Genomic DNA, 10,382 nt, shown 5'->3' with positions numbered 1-10,382 from the left:
GGCGTAGGCGTCCTCCTCGGCCTGGGCGATCTCGGCGAGGTGGGCGGCGAGGCGCTCCTCGGCCTCGGCGTACGCGTCCTCCTCGGCCTGGGCGATCTCGGCGGCCAGGCGCTCGTCGGCTTCGGCGTAGGCGTCCTCCTCGGCCTGGGCGATCTCGGCGAGGTGGGCGGCGAGGCGCTCCTCGGCCTCGGCGTACGCGTCCTCCTCGGCCTGGGCGATCTCGGCGGCCAGGCGGGTGGCCGCCTCGGCGTAGGCCTCGTCCTCGGCTGCCCGCAGGGCGGCCGCGGCCCGCTCGGCCTCGCGCTCGGCCTCCTGACGCTCGGCCTTGCGCCGCTCGGCCTCCTGACGCTCGGCCTCCTTGCGCTCGGCCTTGCGCCGCTCGGACTCCTTGCGCTCGGTCTCCTTGCGCTCCGCCTCCTCACGCTCCGCGCGCTCCGAGGCGAGGGAGACGACGTCGGCCAGCTGCTCGGTCACGGGAGCGGCGGTGAACGGCGAGCGGCGGGCCGGGGCGCTCGCCGTCGCCTTCGGCTGGACGGCCTCCGGAGCGTCGTCCGCTGCCGGCTCGGCCGGGACGGGCCGTGGCGTGAAGGGGGAGCCGACGGTGGGGCCGAGGTTCATCTCGTGCAGCGCGGCCGCCACGCGGGCCACCGAGACGGCGACCTCGTCGTCGGTGGGCGCCTCGTCGTCGTCCTGCCACGCGTCGTCGACGCCCTCGAGGTGGCTGTCCATCTCGACCAGGCCGGCGTCGAGCAGGCCGACCACCACCATGCCGGCCTCGAAGACGGTGAAGCCGCAGTCGTCGGCGAGGTCGGCGATCGTGCGGACGCCGTCCACCTTGCACAGCAGGGCCCAGTCGTAGGGGCCGAGCACGACGTCCGGTGCGCTGGTGGACGCCGTCGACAGCTGGGGCACGCCGTCGGCCCCGCCGATGTAGGGCAGGATCTCCGCCCACCGCTCGTCCCGCTCGCGCGCGAGCTCGAGGAGGTCGGTCACCTCGATGGGCGGCGCGACGTCCTGCCGGGTGCGCTTGCCGTTGCGGAACTTGCGGGACGCGACGTCCCAGTGCAGCAGGTCGGCGACCTGGTCGCGCACCTGCTCGGTGACGAAGGCCTCCACCACGGCCCGGTCGACGAAGCCGAGGTGCACCAGCAGCTCCCCGAGCCGCCAGCCCTGGAGCTCGGTGCGCTGTACCTCGAGGGCCTCCGCGAGCGCCTCCGGCGTCAGGGCGCCCGAGGACATCAGCCGGACGCCCAGCAGCGGGCGACGGCCCGGGACCGAGACGGCGTAGACCAGGCCGTCGCGGAACCACACCGAGGCGTGGTCGTCCTCGGGGTCGGTGAGGGTGAGGCAACCGGTGGCCTCCTGCGACGCCATCTCCAGCAGGAGGCTGTCCACGCGGGCGGAGAAGCTGCCGTCGGGCACGCGGGGCCTCCTCCACGGGTCGGGGCGCCCACACCAGACGCTGTGGGAACCATCGGCGGCTTCTGCTCCTGGATTGAGTCCCTGCTCCGCACTTGTCCGGCCCCGTGCCACGATGGACGACGTGCCCGCCCCCACCCTGATCACGGTCGCGCCCACGGGCGCCGAGACCGCCAAGGCCGACGCCCCCGCCCTGCCCGTCTCGCTCACCGAGCTGGTGGCCACGGCGAAGGCCTGCGAGGCGGCCGGTGCCGCGCTCATCCACATCCACATCCGCGACGACGAGGCCCGCCCCACCCTCGACCGTGCCCGGTTGTCGGACACCGTCGCCGCGGTGCGCGAGGCCACCGACCTCGTGGTGCAGCTGTCCACCGGCGGTGCCACCACGGACCCGTTCGACGAGCGGCTCGCGGTGCTCGACGCCCTGCCGGACTCCTGCTCGCTCACCTGCGGCACGGTCAACTTCGGCTCGGACGTGTTCCTCAACCCGTGGGACTTCGTCGTCGAGCTCTACCGCCGCACCCAGGAGCTCGAGATCGTCCCCGAGTTCGAGCTCTTCGACCTCGGCCACGTGGCGACCCTGCACCGGCTGCTGGACAAGGAGGGCCTGCCCTACGGCGGCCACGTCCACGCCGACCTCGTCCTGGGCGTCCCCGGCGGTGCTCCCGGCACGGCCGACGCCGTCGTCACGATGGCCCGGATGCTGCCCGAGGGGGCCACCTGGTCGGCGACCGGCGTCGGGCGCAGCACGATGCCCGTCGCGCTGGCGGCCCTGGCCGCGGGCGGCCACCTGCGGGTGGGCATGGAGGACACGCTCACCTTCGCCCCCGGCCGGCCGGTGGCCGACAACGCCGAGCTGGTCGAGCGGGCCGCTACCCTCGCCACCCTGGCCCTGCGTCCGCCCATGCCCACCGACGACGCCCGGGCCCTGCTGAACGTCAAGGACCGACGGAACGGAGAGCGCGCATGACCAGGCCCATGCCCGGGGGGCGCCGACGGGTCGACCGGGTGCTCGCACCCGAGTTCCTCGCCGACGTGCCGGAGCTCTCCCTCGCCGAGCTGCGCGAGCGCCGCCGCGAGGCCGAGCAGGAGGAGGCCGACCTCTCGTTCCTCCGCCGGATGCTGCACGGCCGGATCGCCATCGTGGAGGCCGAGCTGCGCCGCCGCGACCCCTCCGGCGAGGTGCACGGCAGCGTGCTCGACGAGCTCAACGCGATCCTCGCCGACGACGGGCGCAGCACCCGCGGCTCGGGCCGCCACATCACCGTCGAGCCGTCCCGGGTCGACGAGCACCGGCGCGACGTCGAGGCGATCGTGGCCGACGCCGTCATCTCCGACGTCGGCGCCCGCTCGGACGACGAGCTGCGCGACGCGCTGACCCGCCTCGCCGAGCACGAGGCGGCGGTCTCGGAGGTGCGGCGCGAGGTGCAGGCCGTCATGGACGCCCTGAGCGCCGAGCTGGGCGGCCGCTACCGCGACGGGTCGGCCAGCGTCGAGGCGCTGCTCTCGCCCGAGCCCGGTGCCTGAGCCGGGCTCCGCGCCCCCCGTCGTCCTCGCCGAGGTCGTCCGCAGCGGGTTCGTCGAGGGGGTCCACCGCGGCTCGCTCGTCGTGCTCGACCCCGACGGGGTCGTGGTGCTCGCGCGCGGCGACGTCGTCTCACCGGTGTTCCCCCGGTCGACCACGAAGCTGATGCAGGCCACCGGCCTCGTCGAGCTGGGCTATCCCGAGCACGACGAGCTGCTGGCGCTGGCCGCGGCCTCGCACTCCGGCGAGCCGTTCCACGTCGAGGGCGTGGCGCGGATCCTCGCCCGCGCGGGCCTGGACGAGTCGGCGCTGCGGACCCCTGCCGAGTGGCCGCTGGGGGCGCACGCCATGCTCGACCACGTGCGCTCGGGCGGGTCGCCCTCGCCGGCGCTGATGAACTGCTCGGGCAAGCACGCGGCCATGCTCAGCACCTGCGTCCAGCGCGGCTGGCCGCTCGACGACTACCGCGACGCGCTGCACCCGCTCCAGGTGCACCTGGCCGCCACGATCGCCCGGCTGGCCGGCGAGCCCGTGGCGGCGACCGGCGTCGACGGCTGCGGCGCCCCGGTGTCCGCGATCTCGCTCACCGGGCTGGCCCGCGCGTACTCCGCCGCGGTGCAGGCCCCACCCGGCTCCGCGGAGCGGGTGGTGGCCGGCGCGATGCGGGCGCACCCCGCGCACGTGGCGGGCACCGACCGCGACGTCACCGCCTTCATGCGGGGCGTGCCGGGCCTGCTGGTCAAGGACGGCGCCGAGGGCCTCTACGCCGGGGCGCTGGCCGACGGCCACGCGTTCGCCCTCAAGATCGACGACGGCGCCGAGCGTCCCCGGCCGCTGCTGGTGTCCGCGGTGCTGCGCCGGCTCGGCGTCACCGCCGACGTGCTCGACGCCTACCGCACGGCCCCGCTGCTCGGGGGCGGCGTCCCGGTGGGCGAGGTCCGGGTGCCCGCCGCACTCCTCGGCTGAGGGCCCCGGCCCACCGCACGAGGGCACGCGCAGCCGGCTGCCGGACGGCCGCACGGGCACCGGGCAAGCACCCGGCAAGCACCTGACGCTCCGCCGCCGGGGGCGTTCGATAGTCGTGCATGTGCTTGCGTCGCTTGGACTTCCGCGACCCGGTGCGTCTCGAGGTGACCGACGTCACCGAGCCGGATCCGTCCCTCCGCTTGCTCTAGCAAGCACTTCGGGTGCACCCTGGATGCATGGCCGGAATCGACGTCCACAGCCTCGGCGCCTTCATCCGCGAGCAGCGGGAGGCGGCCGAGGTCTCGTTGCGTCAGCTGGCCAGGTCGGCCGGCGTCTCGAACCCCTACCTCTCCCAGGTGGAGCGCGGGCTGAAGAAGCCGAGCGCCGAGATCCTCGGGCAGATCGCCTCTGCGCTGCGCATCTCCGCGGAGACGCTCTACGTGCGGGCGGGGCTGCTCGAGCCGCGCGACGGCGACACCGCCGTCACCGACGCCATCGGAGCCGACCGGACCCTCAGCGAGCGGCAGCGGCAGGTGCTGCTCGAGATCTACGCCGCGTTCCAGACCGAGAACGCCGCCGCTGCCGCGACCGGCGGGGCCGCCGACGCCCCCGCCGACCCGGACCCCGACAGCGCGCCCTCCGCCACCGGCGGGACGCGCCCGACCACGAAGGACAGGTCATGAGCGAGAACGTCACCCCCACCCCGGGCACCACGCCCGAGCCCTCCGCCACCGTGCCCGCCCCGGACACGGCCGCCGAGGCCACGACGAAGGCGACCCCGAAGAAGGCCGCCACCAAGAAGGCCACCGCGAAGAAGGCCACCGCCACGAAGGCCACCGCCAAGAAGGCCACCACTAAGAAGGCCACCGCGAAGAAGACCACCCCGAAGAAGACCGCGGCGAAGAAGACCACGGCGAAGCCGACCGCCCCGGCCGAGCGGCCAGCCGTGCGCCGCAGCGTCGTCGAGGCGGCGGCCCTCATCGAGATCCCGGTCGCGCGGGTGCGCGAGCTCGTCGCCGAGCTCCCCGAGCCCACCGAGGTCCGCAGCCGGGTCGAGGGCCAGGTGCTCGTCGCGTCCAAGACGCTCGAGGACGCCCTCACGCCGCTGGTGCACACCGTCACCGAGCGCGCCGCGACCGGCCGCAAGGCCGCCGAGGACGCCGTGAAGCCGTACGTGGACCAGCTCGCCGAGCGCCGGGCCGAGAGCCGCAAGGCGTTCGAGGAGGCCGTCGCCCCGTTCGTGGCCGCCCTGCGCGAGCGCAGCGCGGAGGGCCGCAAGGCCGCCGAGCAGGTCGTCGCCCCCTACGTGAGCTCCGTCCTCGAGAAGACCCTCGAGGGCCGCAAGGTCGCCGAGGACGCCGTCCGGCCGTACGTCGCCACCGTGGCGAACCAGGTCGAGCAGGCCGCGAAGGCGGCCGAGACCGTCGTCGTCGACATGCGCGCCCGGGCCGACGCCCGCGCCGCGTTCGCGGGCGACGCCGTCACCCCGGTGGCCGCCGAGCTGCGCGCCCGCGCCGACCAGGTGGTCGAGCGGCTGCGCAAGGCCGCCGGCCTCTGACCCCCGCACGGCACGAGGCCCCCGTCGCTGCACGCAGCGACGGGGGCCTCGCCGTCACACCAGCTCGACGCTGCGGCGGCTCAGGCCCATCATCGAGCCGCCGATCACGGTGCGGGCGCTGCCGAGGTCGCGGGCGGCGCCCAGCGTGACGAACAGCGGCGTGAAGTGCTCCACCGTGGGGTGCGAGTACGGCATCCCCGGTGCGAGGTCGCGGAACGCCGCGAGCCGGTCGACGTCGCCTGCCTCGATCGCCTCCCACGCCCAGGCGTCGAAGTCGCGCGACCAGCCCGGCACCCGGTTCTCGAGCATCGCCCGGGTGATGAACGGCAGACCGTGGGTCATGAACCCCGAGCCGATCACGAGCACGCCCTGCTCGCGCAGCTCGCGCAGGCGCTCGCCCATCGCGAGCAGCACGTCGGGGTGGTCGGTCGGCAGGCTCACCTGCACCACCGGCACGTCCGCGGCCGGGTACATCACCTTCAGCGGCACCCAGGCCCCGTGGTCGAGGCCGCGGGGGCTGTCCACCACCGGACCCAGCGGCGCGAGCAGCCGGCTGACGGTGGAGCCGAGGGCCGCGGCGTCCGGCGTCGCGTAGCGCATGGAGTAGTAGCGGGGGTCGAACCCGCCGAAGTCGTAGACCAGCCCGGTGCCCGGGTCCGGCGCGGTGACCATGATGGGCGCGGTCTCCCAGTGGGCGCTCACGATGACGATCCCGGTCGGCTTGGGCATCGACGTCGACCACGCGAGCAGCTCGTCCATCCAGCCGGCGTCGTCGAACAGCGGCGGGGCGCCGTGGCTGAGGTAGATCGAGGGCAGCGGCGCGTCGCCGTCCTGCCACCGCGCCTGGCGCGCGCTGGCCTCGAGCGCGCCGGGCTCGAAGGCGTCGAAGGCCGCAGCGGCACGCGGCACGGGAACCACCTCTGTCCTGGTACGGGGGGCGGCCGGGGCGGCCGCGGTGCTCCCAGTGTCGCTCAATTAAGTTGAAGGTGCAACTAAACGCCGGATCGCGTCGGGTCACGCGCGTCGGGCGCGGGCGGCCGCGACCCGTATCCTCGTGAGCGTGATCGCCGTACCGGGTGTCGTGTACCTCGTCGTCTACTGGGCCGCCATCGTGCTGGGCGTCCTCGCCCTCGTCGACGCCGCCACGCGCAAGAGCGAGGCCTACGACGCCGTGGGCCGGCAGACCAAGCAGTTCTGGCTGATCGTGCTCGGCCTCGGCGTGCTCGCGCAGATCGTGTTCCCGGCGCTGGGCGGCGGCATCCTGTCGATCCTCGGCCTCGCCGGGATCATCGCGGCGATCGTCTACCTCGTCGACGTCCGCAAGCGGCTCATCGAGGTCATGCGCGGATCGCGCTGGTGACCCGGGCGTCCCGCCCGGTCGGCACGATCACCCGCGGGACCACCCACCCCAACCGGCTGCGCCGGGTCGACCGCTGGATCGCGCACGCGGGCGCCCGTGCCCTGCGCGCGGCGGCGGACCCGGTTGTGGTCGACCTGGGCTACGGCGCGGCCGCCTGGACCGCGCGCGACCTGCGCGACCGGCTGGCCGTGCTGCGTCCCGACGTCGAGGTCGTCGGCGTCGAGATCGACCCCGCGCGGGTGACGGCCGCCCAGGCGTACGCCGACGCCACGCTGTCGTTCCGGCGCGGCGGATTCGAGATCCCGCTCGACGGCCGCTCGCCGGTGCTCGTCCGCGCGTTCAACGTGCTGCGCCAGTACGACGAGGACGAGGTGGCCGCGGCGTGGCGCACGATGACCGCCCGGCTGGCGCCGGGCGGCCTGCTGGTGGAGGGCACCTGCGACGAGCTCGGCCGCCACGCGTGGTGGGTGACCCTCGGGGCCGGCTCCGCCGCCCCCCGCTCGCTCACGCTCTCGACCCGCCTGGCCGGGCTCGAGCGGCCCTCCGACCTCGCCGAGCGGCTGCCCAAGGCGCTCATCCACCGCAACGTCCCCGGGGAGCCGGTGCACACCCTGCTCGCCGCGCTCGACCGGGCGTGGGCGTCGTCGGCCCCGCTCGCGCCGTTCGGGGCCCGGCAGCGCTGGCTGGCCACGGTGCGGGCGGTGCGCGACGCCGGGGTCGAGGTGCTCGACGGCCCGGCCCGCTGGCGGCTCGGCGAGCTGACCGTCCCCTGGTCCGCCGTCGCCCCCCGCTGACCGCCCCCGTCGTTACTGCCCGAACGACCGGAGTCCGGCCCCGGATCCGCGCATTCGGGCAGTAACGACGGGGGTGGGCCGGGGCTGGGACACCATGGGGCCATGACGGTGCTGCGGGCGGTGCTCGGCGACCTCACGGCCACTGAGGTCGACGCCGTGGTCAACGCGGCCAACTCCTCGCTGCTCGGCGGCGGCGGGGTCGACGGCGCCCTGCACCGGGCCGGCGGCCCGGAGATCCTGGCCGAGTGCCGGCAGGTGCGGCGCGAGCGCTACCCGGACGGCGTGCCCCCCGGCGAGGCCGTCGCCACGACGGCCGGGCGCCTGCCCGCCCGCTGGGTGGTGCACACGGTGGGGCCCGTGTACGGGATGAGCGGCGGGGCCGACGCCGAGCTCCTCGCCTCGTGCCACCGCCGCTCGCTGGAGGTGTGCCTCGACCTGCCCGCCCGCACGGTCGCGTTCCCGGCCATCTCGTGCGGGGCCTACGGCTACCCGTGGGAGGAGGCCGCACGGGTGGCGGCGGGCGCGGTGCGGGCCACCGTCGCGGAGCACCCCGGAGCGTTCGACGAGGTGCGGTTCGTGCTCGTGCAGCACGAGCTGCACCGGCTCTTCGCCGCCGCCCTGGCCGACGGCTGAGCCCGGGCCGGTCGCGCAATCCTCCGCGCGGGAGGCCGGGCGGACGGCGCATGATGCGCCGGTGACCCAGGCCACCCTCCGCACCGACCGACTGCTGCTGCGCCCCTGGGAGCCGCAGGACGCGCCCGCCCTCTACGCCGTGCTCGCCGACGACGAGGTGTGGCCCTGGCTCGGCGCGACGCCGCAGCGCTGCCCGGACGTCGAGGCCGCGGCCCGCACGATCGCGCGCTGGTCGCAGCTCGCCGACGGCCCCCTGGGGATCTGGGCGATCGAGGCGGCCGACGTCGCCGACCCCACACCGTGCGGGTCAGCGCTGGTCGTGCCGCTGCCGCGCAGCGACGGGGCACCCACCGAGGCCGTCGAGATCGGCTGGCACCTGCACCCCGCGGCCTGGGGCCGCGGCTACGCCACCGAGGCCGCGCTCGCCCTCGTCGACCGCGTGCGCGACGCCGGGCTCCCGCTGCTGCACGCCGTCGTCCGCGAGGGCAACGACCGCTCGATGGCCGTCTGCGACCGGCTCGGCATGACCCGGCTCGGCCCCACGCAGGAGTGGTACGGCACCGAGTTCGTCGACCACGTGCTGCGCCTCGGCTGACGCCGGGCGCGCCGGTCAGCCGGCCGGCTCGAGCGCGATCCGGATCCGCCGGAAGCCCTTGCCCTTGTTCTCCACCTTCGCCACTCGCATGCGGCCGATCTGACGGGTGGACGCGACGTGCGTGCCGCCGTCGGCCTGCACGTCGAGGCCGTCGATGTCCACGATGCGCACGATCTCGATCGTCGGGGGCAGCAGGTTGGTGGCCGTGCGGATGATGTCGGGGATGGCGAAGGCCTCCTCGCGCGGCAGCTCGTACGCCGAGATCGCGCGGTCCGCGTCGACCTCCACGTTGCACGCCGCCTCCACGGCCTCCTTGAAGCCCTCGGGGACCGACTCGAGGTTGAAGTCCAGCCGCGCCTCGAGCGGCTCCATGTTGCCGCCGGTCACGAGCGCCCCGAAGTCGCGGAACACCACGCCGGACAGCAGGTGCAGGCCGCTGTGGGTGCGCATGAGCGCGGTGCGCCGTCCGTCCTCCACCGCTCCGCGCACGGAGGTGCCGGCCGGCGGGAGGGGGTCGTCGTCGTGGGGGACGAGCACGACGTCCTCGCCCTTGCGCGCGCCCACGATGCGGGTCTGCACCCCGCCCCAGAGCAGCACTCCGTGGTCCGGGGGCTGACCGCCGCCGCCCGGGTAGAAGGCGCTGCGGTCCAGGACGATCCCGCGCTCGTCGTCCACGTGCAGGACGACGGCGTCCCACTCGCGCAGGGTCGCGTCGCGCAGCTCGAGGCGCTCGGTGCCCGTCGCGGCCATCGGGCGGTCAGCCCTTGCCCTGGTTGGCCACGGCCGCCGCCGCGGTCGCGGCCGCCTCGGGGTCGAGGTACTCGCCGCCGGGCACGACCGGGCGCAGCGCCTCGTCGAGCCGGTACACCAGCGGGATGCCCGTCGGGATGTTGAGGCCGGCGATGTCGGCGTCGCTGATCCCGTCGAGGTGCTTCACCAGTGCCCGCAGCGAGTTGCCGTGCGCGGCGACCAGCACGGTGAGACCGGCGCGCAGGTCCGCGACGATCACGTCCTCCCAGTACGGGATCAGGCGGACGACGACGTCCGCGAGGCACTCGGTGCGCGGGTTGGTCTCCGGCGGCAGCCACGCGTAGCGCGGGTCGTGGGTCTGGGAGAACTCGTCGTCCGGGTCGATCGGCGGCGGCGGGGTGTCGTAGGAGCGGCGCCAGAGCATGAACTGCTCCTCGCCGTAGGCGTCGAGGGTCTGCTTCTTGTTCTTGCCCTGCAGCGCGCCGTAGTGGCGCTCGTTGAGCCGCCAGTTGCGGGTGACCGGGATCCAGTGCCGGTCGCAGACGTCGAGGGAGATCTGCGCGGTGCGGATCGCCCGGCGCAGCAGCGAGGTGTGCACCACGTCGGGCAGCAGGCCCGAGTCGCGCAGCAGCTCACCGCCGCGGCGGGCCTCGGCCTCGCCCTTCTCGGACAGGTCGACGTCGACCCAGCCGGTGAACTGGTTGAGGGCGTTCCAGGTGCTCTCGCCGTGGCGGAGCAGGACCAGGGTGTACGGCGCGTCGGTCATGGCGCCATCCTGCCGC

General features: G+C 75.1%; 12 protein-coding genes and 1 pseudogene. 9 read left to right on the top strand and 4 right to left on the bottom strand.

Annotated elements, in window-relative coordinates; genetic code table 11:
• Positions 1-1,422 (bottom strand): hypothetical protein (locus GC157_14875; protein MBI1378742.1); only part of this gene is annotated, 1,422 nt, incomplete at its 3' end.
• 121 nt (positions 1,423-1,543) lie between these two features.
• On the opposite strand from GC157_14875, the gene GC157_14870 reads away from it, so the two are divergent.
• The 5 genes and pseudogenes from GC157_14870 (at position 1,544) to GC157_14850 (ending at position 4,868) form a co-directional block, all read left to right on the top strand.
• The gene (locus GC157_14870; GenBank protein ID MBI1378741.1) at positions 1,544-2,389 is read left to right on the top strand and encodes a 3-keto-5-aminohexanoate cleavage protein; all 846 of its coding nucleotides are present in this window, start codon (positions 1,544-1,546) and stop codon (positions 2,387-2,389) included.
• Positions 2,386-2,946, top strand: a complete 561-nt coding sequence (locus GC157_14865) for an aerial mycelium formation protein (GenBank protein ID MBI1378740.1) — start codon at positions 2,386-2,388, stop codon at positions 2,944-2,946. Before GC157_14870 ends, GC157_14865 begins: the two co-directional genes overlap by 4 nt.
• Positions 2,939-3,910: an asparaginase gene (locus GC157_14860; GenBank protein ID MBI1378739.1), complete on the top strand. Its 972-nt coding sequence runs from the start codon at positions 2,939-2,941 to the stop codon at positions 3,908-3,910. The genes GC157_14865 and GC157_14860 overlap by 8 nt, the downstream gene beginning before the upstream one ends.
• 236 nt (positions 3,911-4,146) lie before the next feature.
• Positions 4,147-4,593 (top strand): helix-turn-helix domain-containing protein, encoded by a 447-nt coding sequence (locus GC157_14855; GenBank protein MBI1378738.1) that lies wholly within the window; start codon positions 4,147-4,149, stop codon positions 4,591-4,593.
• Positions 4,594-4,679: 86 nt separating this feature from the next.
• A pseudogene (locus GC157_14850) lies at positions 4,680-4,868 on the top strand (Ku protein).
• Between the two features lie 654 nt (positions 4,869-5,522).
• Here the strand turns inward: GC157_14850 and GC157_14845 are convergent.
• Positions 5,523-6,227 carry a dioxygenase gene (locus GC157_14845; GenBank protein MBI1378737.1) on the bottom strand — a complete coding sequence of 235 codons (705 nt, stop codon included), beginning with the start codon at positions 6,225-6,227 and terminating at the stop codon, positions 5,523-5,525.
• Between the two features lie 301 nt (positions 6,228-6,528).
• Between GC157_14845 and GC157_14840 the strand changes: the two genes are divergently transcribed.
• From GC157_14840 to GC157_14825, 4 genes are all read left to right on the top strand, one after another.
• Entirely contained in the window at positions 6,529-6,828 is a 300-nt protein-coding gene (locus GC157_14840; GenBank protein MBI1378736.1) for a DUF2516 family protein, read from the top strand.
• Positions 6,822-7,622 carry a class I SAM-dependent methyltransferase gene (locus GC157_14835; protein ID MBI1378735.1) on the top strand — a complete coding sequence of 267 codons (801 nt, stop codon included), beginning with the start codon at positions 6,822-6,824 and terminating at the stop codon, positions 7,620-7,622. The genes GC157_14840 and GC157_14835 overlap by 7 nt, the downstream gene beginning before the upstream one ends.
• A gap of 102 nt (positions 7,623-7,724) precedes the next feature.
• On the top strand, positions 7,725-8,255 hold the full coding sequence (locus GC157_14830; protein ID MBI1378734.1) for an O-acetyl-ADP-ribose deacetylase: 531 nt from the start codon (positions 7,725-7,727) through the stop codon (positions 8,253-8,255).
• 91 nt (positions 8,256-8,346) lie between these two features.
• Positions 8,347-8,850: a GNAT family N-acetyltransferase gene (locus GC157_14825; GenBank protein ID MBI1378733.1), complete on the top strand. Its 504-nt coding sequence runs from the start codon at positions 8,347-8,349 to the stop codon at positions 8,848-8,850.
• Positions 8,851-8,865: 15 nt separating this feature from the next.
• Here GC157_14825 and GC157_14820 read toward each other — a convergent pair whose 3' ends face one another.
• Both GC157_14820 and GC157_14815 read right to left on the bottom strand, forming a co-directional pair.
• Positions 8,866-9,600, bottom strand: coding sequence for an alanyl-tRNA editing protein (locus tag GC157_14820; GenBank protein MBI1378732.1), 735 nt, complete (start codon positions 9,598-9,600; stop codon positions 8,866-8,868).
• A 7-nt stretch (positions 9,601-9,607) separates the two neighbouring features.
• On the bottom strand, positions 9,608-10,366 hold the full coding sequence (locus GC157_14815) for a phosphoglyceromutase (GenBank protein MBI1378731.1): 759 nt from the start codon (positions 10,364-10,366) through the stop codon (positions 9,608-9,610).
• Between the last annotated feature and the right edge of the window lie 16 nt (positions 10,367-10,382).

Source organism: Frankiales bacterium, from assembly GCA_016125335.1.
GTDB lineage: Bacteria > Actinomycetota > Actinomycetes > S36-B12 > CAIYMF01 > Longivirga.
Note: the sequence above shows the minus strand (reverse complement) of the source record. Positions and strands in the feature narration are given on the sequence as shown.

Coding starts and splice junctions, on each gene's coding strand:
- GC157_14865 (MBI1378740.1), top strand. CDS start 2,386: ATGACCAGGCCCATGCCCGGGGGGCGCCGACGGGTCGACCGGGTGCTC.
- GC157_14855 (MBI1378738.1), top strand. CDS start 4,147: ATGGCCGGAATCGACGTCCACAGCCTCGGCGCCTTCATCCGCGAGCAG.
- GC157_14845 (MBI1378737.1), bottom strand. CDS start 6,227: ATGGACGAGCTGCTCGCGTGGTCGACGTCGATGCCCAAGCCGACCGGG.
- GC157_14830 (MBI1378734.1), top strand. CDS start 7,725: ATGACGGTGCTGCGGGCGGTGCTCGGCGACCTCACGGCCACTGAGGTC.
- GC157_14820 (MBI1378732.1), bottom strand. CDS start 9,600: ATGGCCGCGACGGGCACCGAGCGCCTCGAGCTGCGCGACGCGACCCTG.
- GC157_14815 (MBI1378731.1), bottom strand. CDS start 10,366: ATGACCGACGCGCCGTACACCCTGGTCCTGCTCCGCCACGGCGAGAGC.